This is a genomic window from Mesorhizobium norvegicum, assembly GCF_004919685.1.
Classification (GTDB): Bacteria; Pseudomonadota; Alphaproteobacteria; order Rhizobiales; family Rhizobiaceae; genus Mesorhizobium; species Mesorhizobium norvegicum.
Genome location: NZ_SMYZ01000073.1, coordinates 87627 through 112348, shown reverse-complemented (window position 1 = coordinate 112348; position 24722 = coordinate 87627). Strand labels below are relative to the sequence as shown.

Genomic DNA, 24722 nt, shown 5'->3' with positions numbered 1-24722 from the left:
GGTCGGGCTCGAGCTTGTTGGCACGCCGACAGCAGCGGTCGTGCGGGTTTGGGATACGGGACCCGGCATTCCCTTCGAGGAGCGGGGCAACGTGCTCCGGCGCTTCTATCGCCTCGACCGCAGCCGCCATGATCCGGGATATGGGCTCGGATTGAGCCTTGTCGCAGCCATAGCGCGGCTGCATCAATTTTCATTAAGCCTTCGCGATCACGAGGGCGGCGGACTGAGTGCTGAACTATCCTGTCCGGCAGCCCGAGTGAGTAATAGGCTTTGATAAAAAGGGCGATGTGATGGCGACGTCAAGTCCGGGCTTTTAGAGCCTCACTTTCGGCAGAGTCGGCGTAGTGCGGCCATGGACATCCCGGCGTCTCCTGGGACCGTGTTGACGTGAATTTCGGTCGGCACGAAGGGTGCGTTTACCATCCGCTTCATTGGGCTCTCGCACCACCAATGCGCATGCGACAATCGCGCCCTCCGCCAACGACGGCGCTCCCCAGCCGTAGGGAATCGCTCTGTTGTCTGAGGGGATCAAACGCGCTTTGACCTATTTCGGCTTTCCGTCCAACAGCCATGCGCGACACTCCACGCAGCAGGTCGTAACCAGCATAATATCACAGCGAATGGAACGCCAACGCGCAAATTTTCCTTCCGAAAATCCTGGATCGACGCAGGCAGTAATCCCGTTCGCCGCCGCTATCCCCTTGTGCACTCGCCGAGCGTGTTTACTGTAATCGGTTCCAGGTCTGAGGAAGGCTATTGCACGAGGTGCCGGAACGCAGCCACCACATCCTCATAGACCTTGCCCTTGAACGGCACGATCAGGCCCGGCAGATCCTGCATAGGCCGNNGCAGCGGCTCCTCGCCCTTGTCGATGCCGCCTTGCGGCATTTGCCACAGTTGCGTTGCACCGGCATATTCATTGTCCTGTTCTGCATTGCGGCGCCCGACCAGACCAGGCCGTCGATACTGAGGATCATCAACCCGACACAGGGACGATAAGGCAGCGTTTCGCTGCGCATTTCGCAAAAGCCGGACAGTGATTCCGCTAAGTCGCGGACAGCTGTTTCATTAAGTCGCGGACAGTTTGGCGGTGTCGGTTCTCGGGTGCCTTGTTGCGTTCATGGATGATTGATTTCGCCGTTTTCGGCGCCGGTCAAGAGGGGCGCGGCTTTTTGCTTTCGCATGCTGTCGCCCTGGAGCACGATGCGGTGGGCGTTGTGGACGATCCTGTCGAGAATGGCGTCGGCGACGGTGGGGTCGGCAATCAGGTCATGCCATTTGGCCACGGGGGCCTGGGCGGTGATCAGGGTGGATTTGCGCCGATAGCGTTCCTCGACGATTTCGAACAGATGGAAGCGCTGCTGGTCGGTGAGGGAGTGGGTCCCGAAGTCGTCGAGGATGAGCAGTTGCGCGCGGGTGAGCTTGTCGATGAGGCGTGGGAAGCGGCCATCGAGACGGGCGAGCGCCAAATCCTCGAACAGGCGCGGCACGCGCACATAGAGCACGGAATGATCGAGCCGTGCCGCTTGCCGGCCGAAGGCGCAGGCCAGCCACGACTTGCCGGTTCCGGTCTGGCCGGTGACGATCAGGTTCTCATGCGCCTTCAGCCATTCGCCCTGGGCGAGCGCCATGGTGCCGCGCCGGTCGAGCCCGCGCGGCGCGGCAAAGTCGATGTCCTCGATGCAGGCTTCGGGAAAGCGCAGCCTGGCTGAGGCGAGCCGGTTCCGGACGCGCTTGTCGGCCCGCATGGCGACCTCGCGGTCGAGCATTAGGCCGAGCCACTCGTCACGGCTGAGCTCGTTGGCGTTGTTCCGTTCGGCCAGTTCGCGCCAGGCGGCAGCCATGCCGGCCAGACCGAGGGCCTGCATCTGGTCGAGGGTGGGGTTCGTCAGCATTCTTTCTTCCTTTCCTTCACTGGTAATAGGTGGAGCCGCGGATGTTGGCGTGCTGGGGTGTCGGCTTTGCCGGTTCTGCGGAGCTGGCTCGGTCGAGGCCGGCTTTGAGGATGGCGGTGACGGAGGAGTAGGCGATCGCGTTGATCAGCAGCGCCCGCTCGCAGGCGGCATCGAGACGCTCCGGCCCATAGCGCGGCGCCAGCGACAGGATGCCCATGGCCGAGCGGTATCCCTGCTCCGGATGTGGCCGGTCGTGCATCATGCGCTCGACCAGGACGGCGGCGTTGGGGCCGATCCTGGCCGCCCGGCTGATCAGGCTGGCCGGCGTGGTGTTGGCATAGCGCTGGTGCGCCTTGGGCATGTGTTCGTTGACGGTGACATGGCCGGAACGCTGCGAGCGACGCACATGGCTGGCGACACGCTGGTGATCGTGGAAGATCTCGACCACTCGATGAGTGAGCCGCACCTCGACGGTGCGCCCGATCAGCCGGTGCGGCACCGAGTAGAAGGTCTTGTCGACCTCGACGTGGTAGTCAGGATGGACCTTCGCCGACTTCCACTCGGCGTATTCGAACGGTGCCGCCGGCAGCGGCTTCAAGGCAGCCCGCTCGATCTCCTCGAACAGTTCGCGGCGGCTTTGGCCGATATGGCGCATCGGCCGGTTGTTCAACTCCTCGAGCAGTTCGGCGATCGCCGCGTTGAGCTCGGCGATCGAGAAGAAGGATCGATTCCTCAGCCGTGCCAGAATCCAGCGCTCGACGATCAGCACCGCGCCCTCGACCTTGGCCTTGTCGCGCGGCTTGCGGCTGCGGGTCGGCAGGATGGTGGTGTCGTAGTGCTCGGCCATGGCGGCAAAGGTCGCGTTGAGCGTCGGCTCGAACCACAGCGCCTTGACGACACCGGCCTTCAGGTTGTCGCACACGATCGCTCTGGTGACGCCGCCGAAGAAGGCGAGCGCTCGTACCTGGCCCTCGATCCAGTCCGGCAGCTTTTGACTGGAGCTGGCAAAGGCGAAGGTCAGATTGGATGCGCCCAGCACCGCGACAAAGATCTGGGCGGCGTGGATGACGCCGGTAGCAGGATCGATGATCGGCACCGTCTGCCCGGCATAGTCGGTTTGCATCACCGCGCCCGCCGCATGCCGATTGCGGAACGTTGCGCTCGTCCGACGCTCGAAAGCGGCGAAGTGCTCGCAGAACCAGGTGTAGCCGTAACCGTCGGGATGGGCAGCGCGATACTCCTGCCACAACAGCGTCAGCGTCACGCCCTTGCGCTTCAGCTCCCGGACGATCAGCGCCCAGTCGGGCTCACTCAGATCCTGTGGCGGCCGGCCCATCCGGCGGAACAGAAGCCGCTCGAGCGCCGCATCGTCGTCGTAGCCGGGCGGCAACGGCCAACGCGAAAGCCCCGCCTCGCTCGCGCGTAACAGATAGGTCGAAACCGTCGTCTTGCTGATCTTCAGCCGTTCCGATACCGCACGCACCGAAAGGCCATGCTCATGCGTCAGGCGCAAGATCGCTCGGATGTCCTTCACCGTCGTCTGTCTCGTTTGCTTCCGTCTTGGCATGGCCCCTCTCAACGTCATCGTGAGAGGTCAAAATGCCAGAACGGCGCAGCCGAGAACCGACCGTCAAATCCGCCCCGGAAACTGTCCGGGACTTAGCGGAAATGCTGTCCGCGACTTACTGAAATCACTGTCCGGGACTTAGTGAAATCGGCGTCCGGGACTTACCGAAACACGCATTTCGCGATCGACGCGAAGGGGCGGCGTGTCGTCAGTCCATGTGCCGCTGCTTCTTGCGGCTGTTGGCTTGCGAGAACAGCCTCCCCATCAACTTGATAAACATCGTCACGGAATCATCGGTAAGCTTCTGGCCGAGTTTGATGACCTGCGCCACGATCAGGGCGTGCTGACGGCTGGCGTTGAAGTCGTTGGCCAGCCATGCTGGCGTGGCATTGCCTTCGTATATCATCTGATCCCAACGTCCCGAAGAAATGCGGACATGTAACGCGGGGTCGATCTCCAGCGTCGGCAGAAACGTGATCCGCTCGGTCAGTCCAACCAGGTTTGACGCTCCAGGCGCTTCTGACGCTGATCTCAACCAATGAAAGCGCGTTTGACTGATCGTCGGGTCGACCTCCAAACACACGTCCAACGATGCAAGCCGATCAGCTGGTATCGCTTCGATCAGTGGCCCCTCTGCCCGTCGCCGGGCAATGGCCCGCGCCGTGATCCCCATCCGCTCAATGATGTTGGCTGCCGGGAGCAGCGAATTTCGATTGCGGAACTCCGCTGCGATGACGCCAGCTATCGAAGCACCCGCGTCTGTTGTTGAGGCTTTCTCGATTGCCGACAGCAATGCGGCACGCCGATCTTCGGCTGTTGCGTTTCGCTTCTGCAAATAACCCAGGAGGTGAGCAAGGTGATTGCTGCGGGTTTCCTCACGACGAGCATACAACCTGAACATGCAAAGTTGGATCGCAAAGCCGAGCTGATTGTGTTCACGGCGCCGTAGCTGGATTTCCATCAAATCGGCCGGCGAAGGAGAATAGTGGAGGGTCAGACTGGCTTCACCGGAATGTCGAATAGCGCTTTTCGCTCGTGTTCTTTGAGAAGCGCTCGTCGGGCCACTTTCCACTCCACTCCAGAACGGTCGTGGCAAAGCCTCTGTCCAAAGCGGCGTAACGGTACAAGACGCAAATGGCGTATCGACAGCGAGCATCCGGGCGTTCACTCTCCGTTCGACCTTAGCGCGTTGTTTAGCGTACTTTCAACGTAATGCCCTCGTTTAGACTCGGAGCTGATCCTTCCCGGTCTATCACCAGGATTTGGCTCGCGACCCGGCACCGGCGGTTCGTCTTTGTGCGGCGAATCCTCCTGTGTCATCCAGGCCGCATCAACTCGGCCATCAGGCTTCTCACGACTTATGCATGCGATTCCCACTTTTTATTAGCATTCGGCGCGAACCCGCACGCTGCGCTAAACCTGCGAAAGAACCCTTGATTGTTGCCGCTAAAGCTTATTGTCCTCTTGAGCGTTCTCTGCTTCTCGTGGAAGACGCTAAATCCGCTCGTGCGTTATTGCCGGCCAGCAAAGGCTGCGGGTCGGCGGTGAGGGTGTCGAGGGGCGGCGGGCGTTCCCCTTCACTCAATGGTGCCGCCGGCGCCTGGATGATTTCCACGACGCCGCCCCCGCGATCGTAGCCGTTGTTATGATCATCGTGCATGCGCTGCGGTGTTGGGGACATGCTGATGGCTGTGCCGGAAGCACCGGAGACACGTGAACCCTCGGCAGCGGGCAGAGCGGCTTCTCTGTCGCTGCACAGGAAAGCGTAGAGTTCCTTCACGCAAATGCGGGCGTCCTTCTTGTCTTTTTGAAAGGGCGGGACGAGGGGCAACCTGATATCGGCCTTTTGGTAGGACGGACTGCGCTCTTCGTACAGCTGGTCAACCTTCTGCTCGATGTCGGCGCCTTGCAGCAGCGGCCGGCTGGTGTCCTTCTTGAGGCGCCTGCGGAGCTCTTTCAGATCGGTGTCGAGCCAGATCGACCTCGCCTTGTTAAGAATCAGGGCTTGATTGGACTCCTTGCCAAAGCAGCCTCCGCCGCTTGCGATGACGATGGACCCTCTCTCCAACTGCTTGGCGAGCTCTTTGGTCTCCAGGTCCCTGAAGTGCGCCTCGCCGCGGTCAGGGTCGGCGAACATCTCCATCAGATTGCCGTGCTCGGCGACGATACGCTTATCGATGTCGACAAACTCCACCCCCAACTCCTTGGCAAGCTGAGCGCCGATGGTCGACTTGCCGCTCGCCGGCATGCCGACGAGCACGACCGGCCGCGTACCGAGGGCCGCGAGGATCTCGCCGGCTTGCGGCGAGCGAGCGACCGCAATCTGTTGTCTTGCGACGGTGGGCGATCTGGAGGTCCCTGCCGCCCTCGACCTGCTTTCTCCTGACGAGCTCCAGTGTAATATCTCCCAGGCACCACGGGGAATGGGGACCTCCTTGCATTCGCCCTGCGCGCGCTGCGCGAGCTCGGCCTGGTAACTGGCCGGCGTATGGAACTCGAGCTCGAAGCGATAGTTCTGCGCGGTTCTGAACGCCGTGTGAACGCCGCGTAACCCCGGCGTCTCCTTCCTGATGAACCAGTTGGTGGTCTCGACCTCGCTGCAGTCCCGCTCCTCGAAGGTCAGTGCCGCCTTCCTGAAGGCGCGCGTAAAAGCCTCGTCCGGGATCTCGAAGACATGGCGCACGGCATTGGTGACCAGTTGGGCCTCCGGCGCGTTCACGCTCTGATCGGTCAACTCGTCGGCTATCCAGACCTGCCCGCGCGACCGTTGATCCAGATGCGGCACCTTCACCTCGATGCCGTCCTGCCGCAAAAGCTCGGCAACCGCATGCACAGTTTCGTTAATCGCGCTTTCTTGCGCTTCGGCGGGGGCGGCTTCGAGCCTGGCGCGCTCCTGGGCCTGTTCGCTGCTCAGCGTTATCCTGCTGGCGCGGTCGTCGTCGGCCGAGATTGCTAAGGCGCTGGGCAGGATGCGCTTTTCGACGGCGAGGCTGATCGAGGCCTCCATGACCGAGGCCGCCAGCGTGGGGTTGTCCTTCAGATTTGCCAGGCTGCCATCGACGTCGAACAGGCCCTGGTGGAGCTTTGCCGCCTGCGCCTTGACATAGGGCGCCGACTTGAAGCCCGGCCTCCGCTCCAAGAGCCGCTGCAATCCGGTGGTTTTTTGCATGAACATCCGCGCACCGGTATCGGACTTGTAGGCGTCAGTGCCGACCTTGATGCCGACGCTCAACAGACTGATGGCGCTTTCATGCAGATCGTCCGGTTTGTAGCCGTCGGGCCGCGGATCAATGCGCGGCTGGTAGCAGTTGAGCAGGAAATCGATGCGCTTCCTGGCGTCAGCGGTTGCCGGATAGGATTCGCTGAGTTGCGGGAAGAGCGCGCCGGCGTCGGCGCTGACGGCAGGCTTCGCGCCGGTTGAGGCCACGGATAGCGCTAACTGCTGCTTGACGTCCGACTGCTCATGAGCCGGCTCGCTATTGAGCTGCAGGTTCCAGTCCTGGAGCTCAGCCACTAGCAACCCGGCCAGTTCGCAGGCCACCGGATGCCTGGCGGCCTTTCTGTCTTCCCCCGCCCTGGCGATGAGGTCACGGAGGGTCTGGCCATCTGGCCGATCTTCCTGCAACAGTGCGCGGATGTCGGCCTTGAGCTCATGATGAATTCCCTCGTAGGTGCCGAAGATGGCACGCTCGGCAAACCAGCGTTGCGCCTCCAGCGGCTGCGCCAGCAGGTCGCGCTGCAGGCAGCTGTAGGTCTCCAGCACCAGCCCGGTGGCCGACAGGATCTGCTTGGACCGGCTGAACTGGTAGCCGCCTTTCTCAATGGCCGGCGTGTGCGACTTCGGCGGCTTCATCGAGGCGATGCCGCGCGCCTGCAGCTGCGCGTCGAACTGGCGCACATGCTCGTAAAGACGAGGCTGGTCGCCGATGATGACGACCGGGTCGCCGTCAAAATCGCCGTCGAGCATTTTTTGTTCGACGCTCGGAACCGCAACCAAAGAGCCGGGCGCGAACACCTCCGTCGCCTGCAGGATGCCGACGCACTCGAGCGCGGTGTCGGCCTTGACCCGGTCCTTTTTCTCCAGCCAGCGCGAATGGCACTTTACGTCCTCGGCAGACATCACCACCCCGCGCTCGGCGAAGGCCGCTGGCCACATTTCGTCGGGCACAACGATCAAGATGCCTTTGGCAAAGAAGGTCGGGTCGTCGGCGGCAAGCCCAGCCCCCGACCTGTGCGCGACGTTGAAGCTGTATTGGAAGGCCACGCACCGATCCAGGAACGCCGCGGTCCGATCGCCATCGCGCGCCGACCTGACCCGGTCGGCGGCGAACGGGCGCAGGTTGGGCTTGTCATAGGGGGAGCGTCCGACAAGCACGCCAGCGTCACGGGTCAAGGTCTTGCTCTTGCCGGTCGGCACATGCAGGCATTCGTCGCTGGACGGCACGGCGATAGCGCCCGGACCCTCGATATGCCCGCCCGTGACCGTCCGGAACAGCTCCTCGGCGGTGAGGCTTTGATGGGTTTCGAGCCAAGCCAGAGCCTTCTCGCGGGTCTCCTGTGCCACCTCGACGCTGCGCGGATAATGTTGCAGCGCCGAGGGCGGTACCGCCGATTGCTTTTTATCGGCATAGGCAGGCATCCGCTCGGGAGCGTCGTGGCGAGCCCGGGCAATGGACGGCATGCGCTCGGCCAGTGAGGCCCTGATGAAGCCGCAGCCGTCATGCGGCCGCAAGGCGATCTCGCCGTCTCGCCCCTCTAACCGGAAGGGATGCACTGCTCCTGCGGGGCGGTCGGGCAGAAGGGACAGCTTGAAGCACCCTTCCAGCGCATAATCATGCGGGCCAATGTCGGGGATGCCCGGCGGCGCAGCAAATCCGCGGCGCTGGGTATAGTAATAGGCTTCCTTGAACGGCGCCCAGTCCCGCGACAGCTGCTCAAAGGCCGTACCCGGAGCCGTCTCGGCATAGGGGATCGCCAAAAGCTTGCCGCTTGGGGCCTCTGCGGCCGTGAAGGGCAGGTGAGAGGCAAGCTGGTTCAGGCTCTTTTGCGGCGGCTTCAGTTTGCTGCCGCCGAACAGGTCCATGCGGTAGGGCACGCCCTCCACGGTGAACGTGCGTGTCAGCATGGCGCCAGTCGGAGTTCCCTTTAGCTGCACCGCCAACACCTTCACCGAGCCCGAGGTCAAGCGGTGGAAAATGGAATATCGCAACTCGGCTTCGCTGGCCAGCGGCCGGCCTTGCATGTCGACCACCGGCAGCCGCATCAGTCCGGCATCGCCTTGCGGCGGTTTCGGCTCGTGGTCCATGGCCTGAAGGACGCCATGGACATCGAAGCTGGCGGCTGCATGCTGGGCCTGGATCATCGATGCGTTCTGCGCCATGAAGGTGTCGAGCGCTTCGAGCGGCTCCTTCGCCTCGATCTCGGCGATCACGCTCCAGCTCATGTGGGAAAGGTCGGCGTAGATGAGGGCGCGGGAACTGTCCAGGATCTGCCTGGTCTTGCCGTGCAGCTCTTCCTGCCTGGCCTGCAAGGCGCGCTCGTCGCCGTCGACATAGGGCCGCCGATAGAGCGTCTCCAGCACCGCCCGGGTCTTGAGCACCTGATAGATCGAAAGCGCCGGGCAGCGGCTTGAATTGGCGTCGCTGGTGCGCTCGGCCTGGCCTCGTTTGAGATGGGCATCGATCTTGTGTTCCACCACCGGCTGGATGGCGTTGAGCAGGTTCAGCGTCGATTTGCGGTGCCAGCGCAACATCGGCTTCGGGCTGCGAGCTAGTGGCAGCAGGGAGGCGCAAAGATTGCCCATCGTCTCGAGGTTGTTGTCGAGCTTAAACCCGGGAGCGGCACGTAACACCTCGAGCCTGTCCAGCCCCCGCTGTGCCAGCGCACCGAAATCGTCCGACAACTGCGCCTTGCCCAACGCCTTGAATATGCTCGCGATGGCATGGACATCGGCCTGCTGCAGCCGATCCTCGGCATATTGGAGGTAGTGCGCCAGCTGATGCAGCCGGTCCTTCAGCAAGGCGGGTTCCGCGACCTCGCCGGCGGTCTCTCCCTCCTCGATACCGCGCGACAGACCGTTGGCGATCCTGGCTAGCGCAGGCGTGCTGAAAGTAGTGAAACGACGGCCCTTGGAACCGAGCTCGCCGGCGATGGCAACGATCCCCTTGCGTGCTTTTTCTTCTTCCGGCCACTTGCCGAAACCGTTCACCAGATTGGCCAATTTTTGATCCGCGAATCCGTCGAGATTGCCGTCGCGGGCAACCACCGCGCCGGCGATGGCAACCGTCGCTTCACGCGTCTTCTGCTGGTCCGGCCATCTGCTGAAGCCGTTCACCAAATCGGCCAACTCTGAATCCGAAAATCCGTCGAGATTGCCGTCGCGGGCAACCACCGCGCCGGCGATGGCAACAGTCGCTTCGCGCGTCTTCTGCTGGTCCGGCCATCTGCTGAAGCCGTTCACCAAATCGGCCAACTCTGAATCCGAAAATCCGTCGAGATTGCCGTCGCGGGCAACCACCGCGCCGGCGATGGCAAGCGTCTCTTCGCGCGCCTTATGCTGGTCTTCGCGCGCCTTATGCTGGTCCGACATTGCGTCGGAGATGCGATGCGGGCCTCCTTCGCTATCAGGACGCCCTTCTTGTCCGACCAACTCTCCGGTGCTGCCCATATTCCCTCTCCGATCCAGCAAAACGCATCGCCTAAAGCCTGTGAACAACAGGGCATCATTGGTTTGAGGGCGGTCACGCGAGACTGCAACGGCATGCTTGAAAGCCGCAGCATTCACGCAGCGGCAACTGCCTCGACAACGCCGCAATGAAAAGCTTCTTCGCCACTCGATCGCTTCGACATCAGGCTGAAGCTCAAAGGGCTGAGCCCTGTACAAAGGCCCGTAAATCACTGTGAACCCTACCGCTTTACGGGGAGAATCTACGGTTTTTTCATTGCGGTACAGATTGAGCGATATCGATCAGGCAGCGTTCGAAATCCAGTTCAAAAGAGCTGTCTTCGGTTTGGCGCCGACCAAGAAATCGGCCACTTCGCCGCCCTTGAAGATCGCGAGCGTCGGAATGGAGCGCACGCCCAATTGGGCGGCGAGTTCCGGGTTTTCATCGATGTTGAGCTTGGCGACCTTGATCTTGCTTTCCATCTCGACGGAGATTTCCTCGAGGCTCGGAGCAATCATCTTGCAGGGATCGCACCATTCGGCCCAGAAATCGACGACGACGGGTGCTGCGGATTCCAGAACTTCCGACTGGAAGTTATTTATATCGACTTTCACGGTAGCCATGGCTGCTCCTTCTCATCGGCCGCTCCAGTTTGCGCTTCCTCTACCGGAGCTGAAGTTCCGGCTTCAAGTTGGACCCGACACTGATCCTGATCGGCAAGATCGAGATATTTCTCGCCGTGACCGAGAGCAATGGGATCCGGGGGGGAAGTATCTGCTTCACAAGCGGCAAAATACCCGCCGTTATCAAGAAGCGTACTCAATCCACGTGATAGCCGAACGCTGTTTCCACTTTGACTGAACCTCGGGTGAGATGATGTAAGTTTTCCGAGCGGCACGTGGACCTCCGTTCAATATCGAATGCGCCGATTTGAGCGTGTCCTTTAATGAAGATCCAAAATTCTGAAGCGTCAACGTCGAAACGGGTTACACTCGTAATATGGATAGATCGGACATGCTGGACTTGGCTCGCAAGCATGGGATCTCCGAAGCGACGATCTACAATTGGAAGGCCAAATTCGGCGGCATGGACGTTTCCGAGGCGAAGCGGCTGAGGGCCTTGGAAAAGGAGAACGCGAAGCTGAAGAAGCTTCTGGCTGAGCAGATGCTCGACGCGGCCGCCCTTCGCGAGCTGCTTTCAAAAAATGTTGACCCGCCCTGTGTAAGGGTCGTTTCGATCAGGACGATGCAGTCTGCACAAATGTATCCGGCCTCTTGCAAGTGGGCCGCTGTCGCGGCCAGGCCATGATGAGATCCGCCCGTGCGGTTCCCAAATAAATGGTCGGGCTCACAACCCGCTTTTTTGCACAGGGCTTATGGCGCGCCGATCGACTGTCTCGTCCTCACTTTCACGAGCCTCGCAGTCTGGAACAAATGGGATCAGCTAGAGGCCGGATCCCGCCGTTCGTAGCTTGCGCCGGGCTTAGTCATCACTACCCATGCGATCCGCCCAATCTTGGCCGCCAAGGCGACGGTGACCTTGTTAGTGTGCATGCGTGCCTGAAGTCCATCAAGCCAGGCGCCAAGGTGATATCGCGAGCGATCAAGGTGTGTCACGCAGGAGCGGGCGCCATGGATGATCATCCGGCGCAGATATCGGTTGCCGCGCTTGCTTATTCCCAACAGCTTCGTTTCTCTCCCGTAGAGTATTCTCTGGGAACAAGACCCAAGCTGCCATATCGCGGGCCTCTTTGAACTGTCGGGCAGATCCAGCTGCTGCCAAAAGCGCCCTCGCCGCGAGTGGACCAATGCCCGGGATAGTCATTAATCGACGTGCGGTATCGCTTTGAAAGGCAATCGCCTCGCGGTTGACTTCAGCAATCCGCAGCTCCATCTGCCGCAGCTCGTCGAACGTGTAGATGCAAGAATGCGACGCATACCCGAAGCTACCCCAGAAGAGATGAACGGGGCTGACTTTGCCCAAATATGAGGCCCGGAACCTTTGGAGCACTACCGACACTGATATGAACGCCCTAAAGACCGCGCGACAGCCTCGCTGTCATAGGGCCGCTCGATCAGCGAATGCGACGCGTGCTGTCCGTCCATCGGTGGATGTACCGACAAGCTGGTGATCGACAAGGTCGAAGCTCAACTCGATCTCACCCACGCTATCCGGCACCAGGCCGGTGGTGAACCCACGGGCGTTCGGGTAGAACATCGCATGCCATGAGTGGTTCACCCACGGTGTTCGCGCGAGCCGATATTTGCGCACGATCTGTGCGTAGAGCTGCAGCGCAGGGCTGTATCGCGCCACGGCAGATATGGGATATCAGGCCACCTCTCATCCATGTCTCACTCCATGTCTCCGCCGTGAATAGAGAATCGATCCATTTTGCGCCCCATTTACAGGTCCCGACCTGACCGCAGCCTGCGTTCTTAGGCACCTGGATACGCCCAAATGGTGCATGATCGGACTGACGATGAACGAGGCCGCGAGCTCCTGCGCAGTCGGACCGGCAAACACTTCGGTGACGGCGATCGTTCGAGGCTCTCCCGATTTGTGAAAGCAATCGAGGAGACAATCCGAGCCAAACTCGGAAATAGTCGGATCGGCCCCAGAGATAAGGTTCAGGAGCGATGGGGCTGGGGGAATGGCAATATTCGGGAACAGAACCAATCCACAGAAGAATTTTGTTGGTATTTCTGTTGGCTTGAGCGGCCGTCGGCCAGCGCTAACCGCTTAGAACTAAGTCCAGATTTCCCCCGCTTGGATTCCGCCTGGGCGGGTGAGCCCAATGCGCATATTGACCGATTTCAAGCGTCGCATTTCAAAAGATTGCTTCGCTGTGGCCTAGACCCTGCCACGGTGTCGATGAGGCTGCGAAAATCCGGTCGACCTTCGCTGCGATCTGCAACGTGCGACCGGAGGCCACAAGCGCAAGGCTGTGCCAGTACGCCTGATCTGAAATTTCGCGGGAGGGCCGAGAGCTGCCTCGATTATGCCGAACGATACAAGCGAAAGACCACCAGTTCTCTTCTGAAATCCTGATCACGACATCGTTGCCGCTCTGTCATCCGGCGTGCCAAAATGAGGGCGTCGTTCGAACGATATATGCAGCCCGCTCTCCGACAAAAACTGACGTGCGCGATCGGTGTCGCGCTGGCCAACCCGAGATACCCAATCGGAAAACAAGCGAACCGCGCGCCGGTTCATGTGCCTGGAAGGACAGACCAGCCAATAGCCGGGAAACTCAATGACGTCGAACTCGGTCGATACCGGCACCAGGGAACCCGACACGAGATCCTCGAACGCGATTGTCGTGCTTTCCAGGACGACACCTGCTCCGTCCTTCGCCAGCTGAACTGACATCGATGAACGGTCGAAACGATAAGGGTAGGTCATCCGAGCACCCTGGATGCCGTTGCGCGGCAGCCAATAGTCCCAGCGGAAATAGGCCTTCACGCTGTCAATCAGTCTCGCATGACGAAGCTGCTCGCGTGGATCGACTGACAGTTCGCGCAGCTCGGCCAGATAGGATGGCGAGCACATGGGAAGGATGAGGTCGTTGACGACGCAATCCGAATAAAGGCCAGCCCAGCCGCCGTCGCCATAACGAAGATCGAGATCGATGACCTCGGTTTCGAAGTCCGAGAAATTGGGCGTCGCGTCCACTCGCAGGTTCCAGCTCGGATAGTCCTTGCTGAATTCAGCCAACCGGGGCGCCAACCACTTCTCGCCGAAAGAAGGACTGACGCGAAGGCTGAGCTGGAAGCTTTCGCGCTGGCGAACAATGGCGTTTCGCACCTCACGAATGGATTCGAAGGCCTGGGTCGTGGTCTGGAAAAGTCGTTCGCCGTCGATGGTCAGCGAGAGATGGCGCTTTTCTCGCTGGAAAAGCCGCACGCCGAGTTGGTGTTCGAGCAACCGCAGTTGCTGGCTGACCGCTGAAGGTGTCACCTGCAACTCCTGCGCAGCCTTTGCCACGCCGCCGAGCCGGGCGACGGCCTCGAAATGGGTCATCGAATTGAACTTGATATCCGACATCTTTCTGGTCAGTTAGTTAAGTTCAGCTACACAGAATGTTAAGAAACGAGAATTGAGCCGAATGTCAATCAGTCGCATGATCCTGTCGTCTCGGGAGGAGATACAGGATGGAACCGGGTTCAACCCAAAGCTTGGGTAGCGCCGGCAACGTGCCGGGAGTTGGACAGGTATCGACCAGGAAGCCCCTGATCGAAGCTGCCAATGTCGAAAAAAGTTATGGCGCAACCCGTGTCCTACGGGGTTTAAGCTTTCAGGTCCGGGCTGGCGAAATCCACGCGCTCCTGGGCGGTAACGGCGCCGGCAAAAGCACTCTCATCCGCATCATCACGGGGCTGACATCACGCGATGCCGGCGAAATTAACGTCGCCTCGTCGAAGGCCGGCCGCACCAGCCCGATCATCGCGGTGGTGCATCAGGAGCTGGCGCTGTTGCCCGAGCTGTCGGTCGCGGAAAACATCGGCATCGTACATGCAAGGTCGGGCTCGTCGCAGATCAGCCGTCGCCGCATGCGTGAAATTGCCCTTAGAGCGCTCCAGCTGATCGACCCGGCGATCGGCGAAGAGATCATCGATCTGCCAGCACGCAAATTGTCGCTTCATGAAGGCCAGATTGTCGAGATCGCTCGTGCCCTTTCCACTGGAGCGGAAGTCCTGCTTCTCGACGAGCCCACGGCCAACCTCACCGCCGGCGAGACAGCCAAACTCTTCTGGGTGCTCAAGCGGTTGGTGCACGAGGAAGGCATCGGCATCGTCTTTGTTTCTCACCGCATGCGGGAAATCCGCGCGCTCTGCGATGTCTGCACGATTTTGCGCGATGGCGTCACGATCGCCAATGCCACGTCACTTGCCCTGCTTAGCGACGCCGAGATCGTCCAGCAGATGGGACAACCCGCACAGGGTCCGGCAATGCACCGCAACCCGCAAAAACGCCGCCGACAGGGCGCCCCCGTCGAACTCCTTGGCCCTGGAGATGTCAGGATCGCGATTTCGTCTGGCACCATCCTGGGACTGGCCGGCGCACCCGCGGGTCCGACCGGTCTCATAGCTCCCCTTGTGGGCGCCGGGCTTGGAGCTGGCTGGCGCCTTTCCAGAGAGGGTTTTGCCGACCGGTTCTCGTCTCCAGCGGCAGCGGCGCGCGCAGGCATTGGCTTCGTCTCGGGCGACCGGGCAACCAAGGGCATCCTTTCTCAGCTTCCCATCGTCGACAACGTGCTTGCAGCACGCAGGGTTCGCGAGAGGCGGCGGATCGTTGCCGCGGCGGAGAGGCAGGAATGTCGCGATCTCGTTTCGGCGCTGAAGTTGAAAGCCGCCTCGATCTGGGACCTGCCGCTTCGCTGTCCGGCGGCAACCAGCAAAAGCTTCTCGTGGCACGCTGGCTTGGGTTGCCGCTCAGGATGGTGGTGCTGGAAGAGCCGACGCGGGGCGTCGACATCGGCACCAAGCATGACATTTACGGCTTGATCCGGGAGATGGCCGACGCCGGCGCGATCATCATCTGGTGGTCGACCGAGAATGTCGAACTGCTCGAGCTTTGCGATGCCATTTTCGCCTTCGACACCGATGGGCAGCCAAAGGGATTCCTGCCTGAGGAGCACTACACCGAAGACGGGCTCGCCGAACTGACGGGGATGGCGGCATGACCGACGCGACCAACGGCAACACGACCACCAGCAAACTCCGGAGCGCCACGTCACGCGTCCCAGCAGTTCTTTTGTCCTACCGCACGGAAGCCGCGATTGCAGCGGCAATCGTGGTCCTGCTGCTGGCCGTTGGCATGTTCGTGCCCGCCGCACTCAGCATGGGTAATTTGCAGAACATCGTCCAGGCCGCCGCGCCTCTCATCATCATGTCGCTCGGTGTTTTGCTGGTCGTGGTCACCGGCGGCATCGATCTTTCGGTCGGTTCAATCTTTTCCCTGACCGGGATGGTGACCGCGCTGGCGATGGCCAATGGCGCTGACGGACTGACCGCCAGCGCCGCCGGCCTGGCGGTCGGCTTGGGGTTCGGCGCGATCAATGGTCTTCTGGTCACGGTCGTCGGGCTCGCGCCTTTCGTCGTCACGCTCATCACCTACGCGGTGGCGGGCAGCCTGGCCTTCATCGTCACCAACGGCCGTTCGATGCCGATCGGCGCACCGGATTTCTGGCTCCTGAATTCCGGCGAGATCGTCCCCGGCATGCCCAACCATCTCGTGGTCTGCATCGTACTGATGGTCGCGCTGGAATATGTGCTGCGCAAGGTCGTGGTCGGACGCTGGTTCTATGCCGTCGGCTCGTCGGCAATTGCGGCACGGCTGCTTGGCATCCCGGTTCTGCGCATCAAGTTCGCGGCCTATGTCGCTTCGGGCCTGCTTGCCTCTTTCGCGGGGCTGCTGACGGTCAGCTACATCCTCAACGCCGAAGCCACGGCAGGGGCGAGCCTGATGCTGCAGGCGATTGCCGCTGTGGTCATTGGCGGGGCCAGCCTTTTTGGCGGAACCGGCAGCGCGATCGGTGCCGTGCTGGGCGCGCTGATGATCACCTGCATCCAGAACGGTGTGAACCTCATTGGCGTGAACAGCTTCTGGCAAGGCTCCGTCACAGGCGCCGCAATCCTGCTCGCGGTTTTGATCGACCGCTTCAGCAACAAGAACCGCATCTAGATCATCAACGGGAGGAACCAAGATGAAGTTGAAGAGCATCCTGATTGCAGCTTTGGCGACGGCCGCCTTGTCAAGCGCGTCGTACGCCGAAGACAAGAAGACCGTCGCCTACATCGCCCCATCACTCGACATTTCCTATTGGCAATGGGTCGGCTACGGCGTGAAGGAGAAGGCCAAGGAACTCGGCATGGACTATGTCGAGTACACGTCGGAAAACTCACCCGCCAAGCAGATGGACAATGCCAGGACCGCGGTGACCAAAGGCGTCTCGGCCATCGTGATCGGCCCCGTCAGCTCGACATCGACACCGCCGCTGCTCGACTATCTGGCGAAGCAGAAAGTGCCGATCGCATTCGCCGGCATCGGGCCGCAGCCAGGCCTCACCAACTACACATGCTCGGTCACCGCCAACAACTATGAGACCGGCAAGGCGCAAGGCAAATTCACCTGCGAGCTCGCCAAGGAGCGTGGCGGCAACAAGGTTGGCATGCTGTCGCTGCCGCAGGATCGGGAGAATGCGCAGAAATATCTCAAGGGCGCCAAGGAAGCCTTCGCCGCCAACGGGTGCGACCTCGTCCAGATACTGGAAACACGCGGCCTCACCATCAACGAAGCCGTCACCCAGGCAAACGACCTCTTAACCGCCAATCCCGACGTCAAGGCCATTTACGGTATGTATGACGAAGCCGGCACCGGCGCCGCCAAGGTTGCCGAGACCCGCGGCCTGACCGGCAAGATCGGCATTACCGTTGCAGACGGCTCGCCCACGACGATCGCGCTGCTCAAGAAGGGAGCGATCCAGGGCATCTTCTTTCAGGAGGCGGTCGGCCAAGGCATCGACGGCACCCAACAGGTCTACAACGCCTTGACGGGCGCGCCGGTGACCCAGGACCTGGCCCTGGTCATGCCGCTCGTTACCGCCGACAAGGTCGACAGTCCCGAGGCCAAGAAGGTCATCGCCCGCGTCTTTCCCCCGAGCAACTGACCGCCACCCTCTGGACCCGCCGGCAGAGGCCGGCGGGTCCAGATCCCGAGCGAGGAATCCTGACCGTGGCCGAGCTGCCGTTCATCGATCCGCACCATCATCTCTGGGACCTGGAAGTTAATTACTATCCGTGGCTGACCGACCGGGTTAAGCCGTCGGCCTTCGGCGACTACGAAGCGATCCGCAAGAGCTATCGTCTCGACGACTATCTTGAGGACGCCAGGAACCAGAACCTCGTGAAATCGGTGCATCTGGACGTTGGGTTCGATCCCAGCGATCCGGTCGGGGAGACGCGCTGGCTGCAGGAAATCGCCAACAAGCGAGGCTTTCCGCATGGCATCGTCGGCTATGCCGACCTGTCCAAACCCGATGTCGGCGAACTCCTCGACCGGCACATGGAGTATCCGAACTTCCGGGGTATCAGGCAGTCGATGAACTATCATGCAGACCCCGCCAAGACCTATCAGGCGCGGCCAGAGGTCAGCCGGACGCTAGAATGGCGGCGCGGCTTCCGGGAACTGGCAAAGCGCCGGCTAAGCTTCGACTTGCAGCTCTATTATCCGCAGATGGAAGAGTTTCTCCAGCTCGCGCACGACTTTCCCGACGTCCAGATCATTCTCAACCACACCGGCATGCAGGTCGACGGCCCTGAGCATTTCAACGCCTGGAAAAAGGGCATGCACCGATTGGCGCAAGCGCCGAACGTCGCCTGCAAGATCTCCGGTCTCGGCATGGGCGACTGGTCCTGGACCACGGCGTCGATCCGCCCCTATGTAGAGGAGGCGATCGCGGCCTTGGTGTCGGCCGCAGCATGTTCGCGACTAACTTTCCGGTCGACAAGCTTTTCTCGAGCTTCGACGCGGTCGTGAACGCCTTCAAGGAGATCACACGATACTACCCGCACGAGGAGCGGCTTGCGTTGTTCCATGACAACGCAGCCCGGTACTACCGGCTCTAGATCATCCGCCGAAACAATTGAAACAGCAGGAGACTTTGACATGTTGCTGAAGGGCAAGGCCGTGGTGATTTCGGGTGCCGCGAGCCCCCGGGGAATTGGCCGCTCCACGGCAACGCTGATGGCGGAGCAAGGCGCGCGCATAGCTATTCTTGACCTTGATGAGGAAGAAGCCCGTGACGCCGCCGCGTCGCTTGGACCCGAGCACATCGGCCTCGCCTGCAATGTCGCCGACCTCGATGCCTGCAAGAGGGCTGCGGCAGAAGTGACCGAAGCGTTCGGAAGGGTCGAGGTGTTATGCAACATTGCCGGGATCACGCAGCCCGTAAAGACACTGGACATCGGTCCGGCCGACTGGGACCGCATCCTCGATGTCAATCTGCGCGGCGTGCTCTATCTCAGCCAGGCCTTCATCCCGCATATGCGTGAAAATGGCGGCGGCTCGATCATCTGCATGTCGTCGGTTTCAGCGCAACGCGGCGGCGGCATCTTCGGTGGCCCGCATTACTCAGCCGCCAAGGCGGGTGTGCTCGGGCTCGCCAAGGCCATGGCACGCGAATTCGGGCCTGACGGCATTCGCATCAACTGCGTCACGCCCGGCCTGATCCAGACCGACATAACCAGCGGCAAACTGACCGATGCCATGCGCGCTGACATCATCAAGGGTATCCCGCTCAGTCGCCTGGGCGATGCGCGTGACGTGGCGGGCGCCTACCTCTTCCTCGCCTCCGATCTGGCCAGCTACATCACCGGCGCCGTGATCGACGTCAATGGGGGGATGCTGATCCATGGCTGACGGGACAACGGAATTCGAGATGCCACGCGCGGGCAGCAATGTCAGCCTTGCCGAACGCGCCTATCGCATCCGTCGACATGCCGTGCGCATGGGCGAAGTCCAGGGCCAGGGCTATGTCGGGCAGGCGCTCGGCGTCGCCGATGTGCTTGCGGTCGCCTATTTCCATGCACTTCGCTACCGGCCGGACGACACGCTGTGGGAGGGACGCGATCGCTTCCTCCTATCCATCGGACACTATGCGATCGCACTCTACGCGGCATTGATCGAAGCAGGCGTGCTGCCGGAGGAAGAGCTCGAGACCTACGGTACCGACGACAGCCGCATGCCGATGTCCGGCATGGCGCCGTACACACCTGGCATGGAGATCACCGCCGGCTCGCTTGGTCACGGTCTTGGTATTGCCGTCGGCATGTGCCTGGGACTGAAACGCAAGCAGAGCGACAGTTTCGTCTACAATCTCTTGTCCGACGGTGAGCTCGGTGAGGGCTCGACCTGGGAAGCAGCGATGTCTGCCGCCCACCACAAGCTCGACAACCTCATCGCCATCGTCGACTTCAACAACCAGCAGGCCGACGGCCCGTCGACGGCCATGCTGTCTTCCGAGCCGGTGACCGACAAGTTCGAGGCCTTCGGCTGGCACGCGCAGCGCGTTGACGGTAACGACATCGAGGCCCTCCGCGCTGCGTTCGACAACGCCCGGGGCCTCAAGGATCCGCGTCCGCGGATCATCGTCTGCGACACCCGCATGGCGAAGGGTGTGCCGTTCCTGGAGGCTCGCGACATCACGCATTTCATCCGCGTCGAGCCCTATGAGTGGGCTCTGGCGCTCGAGGCTCTGGAAAAGGGACGTCCGCAGTGAGGCAGTCAAAATTCGCGCGGCGCCACGCCGTCAACGCGGGTGAGCGCAAGACCACCTCGGCGATGATCGCCTCGATCGCGCCCAATGGCGTTCCGACGCGCAGTGCTCCGTTCGGACACACGCTTGCAAGGCTAGCCCATCAGCGGCCCGGGATCGTGGGTTTGACGGCTGATCTTGCGAAATACACCGACCTTCATGTGTTCGCGCAGGAGCATCCGGATCGCTTCTATCAAATGGGCATGGCCGAGCAGGTGCTGATGAGTGCCGCCGCCGGCCTGGCGCGGGAGGGTTTCACGCCCTTCGCCACGACCTACGCTGTCTTTGCCTCCCGACGGGCCTACGATTTCATCTGCATGGCGATTGCCGAGGAGAAGCTCGACGTCAAGATCGTCTGCGCCCTGCCGGGGCTGACCACCGGCTACGGCCCCAGCCACCAGGCGACAGAAGACATCGCGATCTTCCGCGGCATGCCGAACCTGACGATCATCGACCCTTGCGACGCGCTCGACATCGAACAGGCCACGGAGGCAATCGCGGACTACAAGGGCCCGGTCTACATGCGGCTTTTGCGCGGCAAAGTTCCTGTCGTGCTCGACGAATACGACTACACGTTCGAGATCGGCAAGGCGCGGCTGTTGCGCGATGGGGCGGACGTGCTGTTCATTTCCAGCGGCCTGATGACCATGCGCGTGCTGGAGGCCGCGAAGGCGCTTGAAGCAGACCGCATCGACTGCGCAGTGCTGCACGTGCCGACGATCAAACCTCTGGACACGCAGGCGATACTTGATGGCGCGCGCCGTCCGGGACGGCTGGTGGTGGTGGCGGAGAATCACACCATCATTGGTGGCCTAGGCGAAGGCGTTGCCGCGTTGCTGATGCGGGAGGGCGTGGCCCCAGTCTTTCGCCAGATTGCCCTGCCCGACGAGTTCCTCGATGCTGGCGCACTGCCGACGCTTCATGATCGCTACGGGATCTCATCGTCCGAGCTCGTGCGTCGTGTCCGCAAATGGACAGAGTAAAAGCAAAGCAGGAGCTCGAGCTAATTCTTCGCGGTCGCATGTCCGCTTTCGGCAACGGGCCAGAATTGGTGTTGATCACCGACATGCTACGCAAAGCTGCCGTGTTGACGAGCGGTCTGTGGATTGGTTCGGTTCCCGAAAATTGCTTATCGCTCCGACGCCAGGCGACGCAGCGTTGAATGACGCGTGGCGCGACGAGCCGCGCTGCCGATTGTGGGAACCCAGACGTGGTCATTGCCGAGATTGTCGAAGATTGGGATCGAAACAGCCTTGCAATTTGAACGGCGGCGGTTGGCCCCAGGGTTGTATCGGTTTGCCGCAAAGATGTTGCCTCAGGAATGGCATGGCGAAGCATCGTGAGCGGTGGGACGCCATAGAAATCGGCATGGCGCGTGATCCACGACGACAGGAGCTCATCTGGGACGGGTTTGAGAATGACTGAAAGCGGCCGTGTGCCGTTGAGCTCTCGGATCATGCGTATGCTGTTTCGGTAACTGGCGGCCGTCAACTTTCCACAGCTTCATCGTTGATATGCTCTAAGCCGCTCTCGATCGACTCGGCTGCCAGGCTCGTGATCGCCTGGAAAATATTTGCAGTGATGCCGCCGCTGATCTGCAGAATTCGGCGTAGAGATTTCGGCGTCAGCACCGTCGGTCGGCGAAGCGGCATATTCCGCAAAATGGACGAAACTAGTTCTTCGAACTGTTCGTTGGCCGCCCACCTATTCAAGGTCAGCTCGCCGAATCGGCGGGCAAGCTGTACGTCGCCACTTATCGCTTCGCGCGCTTCGATAACACCGAAGCAAACGAGGGAGATCTGAAGCCGATTGCTGAGAAATCGCAGCGTGTTCAGCACGACCCGCTGTTCGCGGTACGAGCCGGCGAGAATGTTATGTACTTCATCGATCACAAGAACGTGGACGCCGACCGTTCTCAGAAGCCGCAACGCCGCTTGCTCCATCTGCACGATGTCGGCGCGGGGTGCCTGTGGCGCGCCAAGTGCAGCCAGGATCCCGGCATATAAACGGCGCTCACCTGGCTTCCCGGTCATCTCGATTGCCAGGACCGGTATAGCCTGTACGCCGGTCGTCGGATCAAAACGGGAGGGGTTGTTGTCGCAGAATTTTTCCAGGATCATCGTCTTGCCCATACCACTGTCGCCGTAGATGGCCACCGAGGGCATACGCGTGCCGCGAGGATGGTCGACCAGCAGGTTGAGACGATCGAGCGCCTGCTTGGCGCGCGGATAAAAAATCCAGCGGCGAGCCTGAATTGCGCGAACTCGCACAATATCAGGCTCGCCCAGGAGGTCTTTGGCCGCCTGCGTCAGATGGACGTTATCCGTGCTCAAAGGGGCTCAATCCAGATCTTCAACGGAGGGAACAGGTTTGCTTGAATCGACGCCCCGAAGCGAGCCCACTTCATCGTCATCCACATTCGTTTTCGTAAGCCGCAGACGCCCTTGTGTCTTGTGTTTCGCCTCCTCGATCAGTTCGCGCTGCGAAAGCGCAGTACGAACAAGGACGTGCATGTCAATTTCGCGTTTGCCCTGAGCGTTGAGTTTGCGCCGGGCAGCCTGCGCCTCCGACAGCGTAATGGGCGCGAGCGTCACATCGGCATAGCGAGCCTCAACAAAGCTGCCGGAGTGACGCCTAACAAAAACGCGCGACAAATCGCGGGGGTCGTATTTCACAATCAGGCGGGCCTTGGACCGTCCGATATCGGCGGCCAGCGCGGGAGACCAGTAGCGGGTGTTGAAAAGATGGATGCCGGTCGGGCGCAACGTTCTCTCTGCCTCCGGCAGGAAGGAGATCCAGAATTGCATACGATCGTTCGGCAGGCGCAACACCAACTCGCTCTCCTGCTGCCGCCAGACCGCAATCGGTGGCCGACGGAGTGCGCCATGGATAGCATGATGGTATTGCCCGACGATCTCGAGTGCGATGTAGCGCTCAAGCTCTTGAAGCGTCAGTGTCGCATGGCGTTTGGCATCGTACTCGCGCCGTTCCTCGATGTTGCTCGAGGTCGATCCTGGCAGCAGGTGAACCGCGCCCATCTGCGTGCCAATCAACCGTTCGATGTGGCCGCCGAAATGGGGCGTCCCCGGCGGACGCCAATCGATCTGTATGCCGTTGTCCCTGCAAGCACGTTCGAATGCATGACTACGAAAATCCGCGCCGTTGTCGACATGTATCGTTCCCGGCAAACCGGCCACTGGCCACGCTTCATGGGTACCCCTCTCCTGCAACCACGGGGTCTTGTCGAACACCGAGTGCAGTATGCATAGGCTTGCGATTATCGCGAGAGGCCCGTCACCATCCGAGAAAAGACGTCCAACGCTAGTGTCAGCCAGGGCCGTCCGAGCGGCCGACGCGTTTCTTCGTCGACTACGAAAACGTCAACTTTGGTATGATCGATTTGCACAAGTTCAAGCGGCCGCGACGCCGAAAGGGCACCTGGCGTGGCCGTTGTAGCTTTGACGACCTCGCTCTCGCCGCGCTTACGCCCCCTCACCCGTAGATCGACTTCTTCAACCCGAGATTTGATGGTGCGCCAGTTTGGTGGAGCAAGGCCGGCCGCTGCGCAGGCGATTTGGACCTGACGAACCAGCTGCGCGAAGGACGGGCGTGTCGGCTTGAGATAAAAGCCTTCAATCGTTCGTCGCACGAGGGCTTCTCGATCTTTGTTGAGGGCGCGATGTCCCTGGCGCCGACCGCGCTTTCGGTCCATCAGTGAACTTACAGTGCCACCCGCTCTAAACAGCCTGATCATCCTGTAGAGAGTGGCCCGGCTGAGGTCCAGTTCCCACGCCAGATCCGCTACAGCCTGTCCGCTCAGACCTTTTGGATAGCGCTCCACGAGCTTGCGGATTGCCTCTTCGCGCCGGCACGCCTCGTTCCAACGCGCTCTCTCTCCGTAATCATCATTGGTGTCGTCGCCCATGCCGCCTGCGAACAATTCAAGCTAACGTTAGACCGACTAAATCTTACGTTAACTGCAGTGAGCCAAGCGCGAATCTCAAATTAAATGCAAATTCTCAATTTAAGTACAAGGCTAAGGGCTTGATATCATTAGGCGAGAAGTCTCACCTTTAAATACAGAGCGACAGTGGTGACCTCGTTGAATCGGCTGACGTCGACTTCGAACTTCGTTGCACACGTTGAGGCGCCCAACCCGAACATCATCATGAGGCATTCGACCTCGGAAAGGACCATGACCCCGGCGATGACAGAGCGAAACTCGGATTGACAATCACCCGCAATTAAAGGGCCGATTCACACCTAACGCCCAATCCGTC

General features: G+C 60.9%; 16 protein-coding genes and 7 pseudogenes. 10 read left to right on the top strand and 13 right to left on the bottom strand.

Annotation, left to right across the window (positions count from 1 at the left end):
- The coding region (locus tag FCU66_RS29040) for an ATP-binding protein (RefSeq protein WP_281285552.1) at nucleotides 1-274 on the top strand (274 nt) is incomplete at its 5' end.
- 479 nt (nucleotides 275-753) lie between these two features.
- On the opposite strand, the pseudogene FCU66_RS29035 reads toward FCU66_RS29040, so the two are convergent.
- The 6 genes and pseudogenes from FCU66_RS29035 to trxA form a co-directional block, all read right to left on the bottom strand.
- Nucleotides 754-1019: pseudogene (locus FCU66_RS29035) on the bottom strand (NUDIX hydrolase).
- 99 nt (nucleotides 1020-1118) lie between these two features.
- Entirely contained in the window at nucleotides 1119-1895 is a 777-nt protein-coding gene (istB, locus tag FCU66_RS29030) for an IS21-like element helper ATPase IstB (RefSeq protein ID WP_136620857.1), read from the bottom strand.
- A 16-nt stretch (nucleotides 1896-1911) separates the two neighbouring features.
- Nucleotides 1912-3462 (bottom strand): IS21 family transposase, encoded by a 1551-nt coding sequence (gene istA / locus FCU66_RS29025; protein ID WP_136620858.1) that lies wholly within the window; start codon nucleotides 3460-3462, stop codon nucleotides 1912-1914.
- 211 nt (nucleotides 3463-3673) lie between these two features.
- Nucleotides 3674-4618 (bottom strand): annotated as a pseudogene (locus FCU66_RS29020) (DUF4158 domain-containing protein); the annotation flags it as partial.
- A gap of 297 nt (nucleotides 4619-4915) precedes the next feature.
- Entirely contained in the window at nucleotides 4916-10129 is a 5214-nt protein-coding gene (locus FCU66_RS29015; protein WP_136625458.1) for a shikimate kinase, read from the bottom strand.
- Between the two features lie 300 nt (nucleotides 10130-10429).
- Complete coding sequence (gene trxA / locus FCU66_RS29010; protein ID WP_136620859.1) at nucleotides 10430-10750, bottom strand: thioredoxin; 321 nt, start codon at nucleotides 10748-10750, stop codon at nucleotides 10430-10432.
- A 397-nt stretch (nucleotides 10751-11147) separates the two neighbouring features.
- Here trxA and FCU66_RS29005 point away from each other — a divergent pair.
- Nucleotides 11148-11354: pseudogene (locus FCU66_RS29005) on the top strand (transposase); the annotation flags it as partial.
- A gap of 212 nt (nucleotides 11355-11566) precedes the next feature.
- Here the strand turns inward: FCU66_RS29005 and FCU66_RS42895 are convergent.
- The 3 genes and pseudogenes from FCU66_RS42895 to FCU66_RS28995 form a co-directional block, all read right to left on the bottom strand.
- A pseudogene (locus FCU66_RS42895) lies at nucleotides 11567-12038 on the bottom strand (transposase); the annotation flags it as partial.
- 81 nt (nucleotides 12039-12119) lie between these two features.
- A pseudogene (locus FCU66_RS42890) lies at nucleotides 12120-12398 on the bottom strand (DUF5996 family protein); the annotation flags it as partial.
- 777 nt (nucleotides 12399-13175) lie between these two features.
- Entirely contained in the window at nucleotides 13176-14171 is a 996-nt protein-coding gene (locus tag FCU66_RS28995) for a LysR substrate-binding domain-containing protein (RefSeq protein WP_136620860.1), read from the bottom strand.
- 107 nt (nucleotides 14172-14278) lie between these two features.
- Here FCU66_RS28995 and FCU66_RS28990 point away from each other — a divergent pair, with 107 nt between their 5' ends.
- From FCU66_RS28990 to FCU66_RS28960, 8 genes and pseudogenes are all read left to right on the top strand, one after another.
- The gene (locus FCU66_RS28990; RefSeq protein WP_246094070.1) at nucleotides 14279-15631 is read left to right on the top strand and encodes an ATP-binding cassette domain-containing protein; all 1353 of its coding nucleotides are present in this window, start codon (nucleotides 14279-14281) and stop codon (nucleotides 15629-15631) included.
- An 8-nt stretch (nucleotides 15632-15639) separates the two neighbouring features.
- Entirely contained in the window at nucleotides 15640-15810 is a 171-nt protein-coding gene (locus FCU66_RS42200) for a hypothetical protein (protein ID WP_246094069.1), read from the top strand.
- On the top strand, nucleotides 15807-16811 hold the full coding sequence (locus FCU66_RS28985) for an ABC transporter permease (RefSeq protein WP_136620861.1): 1005 nt from the start codon (nucleotides 15807-15809) through the stop codon (nucleotides 16809-16811). The genes FCU66_RS42200 and FCU66_RS28985 overlap by 4 nt, the downstream gene beginning before the upstream one ends.
- A gap of 22 nt (nucleotides 16812-16833) precedes the next feature.
- Complete coding sequence (locus FCU66_RS28980) at nucleotides 16834-17796, top strand: substrate-binding domain-containing protein (protein WP_010913492.1); 963 nt, start codon at nucleotides 16834-16836, stop codon at nucleotides 17794-17796.
- 65 nt (nucleotides 17797-17861) lie between these two features.
- A pseudogene (locus FCU66_RS28975) lies at nucleotides 17862-18754 on the top strand (amidohydrolase family protein).
- A gap of 40 nt (nucleotides 18755-18794) precedes the next feature.
- Entirely contained in the window at nucleotides 18795-19547 is a 753-nt protein-coding gene (locus FCU66_RS28970) for an SDR family NAD(P)-dependent oxidoreductase (RefSeq protein WP_136620862.1), read from the top strand.
- Nucleotides 19548-19566: 19 nt separating this feature from the next.
- A complete protein-coding gene (locus tag FCU66_RS28965; protein WP_136620924.1) occupies nucleotides 19567-20406 on the top strand; it encodes a transketolase in 840 nt (279 codons plus the stop codon).
- Nucleotides 20403-21425: a transketolase family protein gene (locus tag FCU66_RS28960; protein ID WP_136620863.1), complete on the top strand. Its 1023-nt coding sequence runs from the start codon at nucleotides 20403-20405 to the stop codon at nucleotides 21423-21425. Before FCU66_RS28965 ends, FCU66_RS28960 begins: the two co-directional genes overlap by 4 nt.
- 202 nt (nucleotides 21426-21627) lie before the next feature.
- Here FCU66_RS28960 and FCU66_RS42195 read toward each other — a convergent pair.
- The 4 genes and pseudogenes from FCU66_RS42195 to FCU66_RS42185 form a co-directional block, all read right to left on the bottom strand.
- A pseudogene (locus FCU66_RS42195) lies at nucleotides 21628-21900 on the bottom strand (TniQ family protein); the annotation flags it as partial.
- A gap of 29 nt (nucleotides 21901-21929) precedes the next feature.
- Nucleotides 21930-22775 (bottom strand): TniB family NTP-binding protein, encoded by an 846-nt coding sequence (locus FCU66_RS28950; protein WP_136620864.1) that lies wholly within the window; start codon nucleotides 22773-22775, stop codon nucleotides 21930-21932.
- Nucleotides 22776-22781: 6 nt separating this feature from the next.
- Nucleotides 22782-23693 carry a Mu transposase C-terminal domain-containing protein gene (locus tag FCU66_RS42190; RefSeq protein WP_246094068.1) on the bottom strand — a complete coding sequence of 304 codons (912 nt, stop codon included), beginning with the start codon at nucleotides 23691-23693 and terminating at the stop codon, nucleotides 22782-22784.
- A 26-nt stretch (nucleotides 23694-23719) separates the two neighbouring features.
- On the bottom strand, nucleotides 23720-24367 hold the full coding sequence (locus tag FCU66_RS42185; RefSeq protein ID WP_246094067.1) for a helix-turn-helix domain-containing protein: 648 nt from the start codon (nucleotides 24365-24367) through the stop codon (nucleotides 23720-23722).
- Nucleotides 24368-24722: the final 355 nt, after the last annotated feature.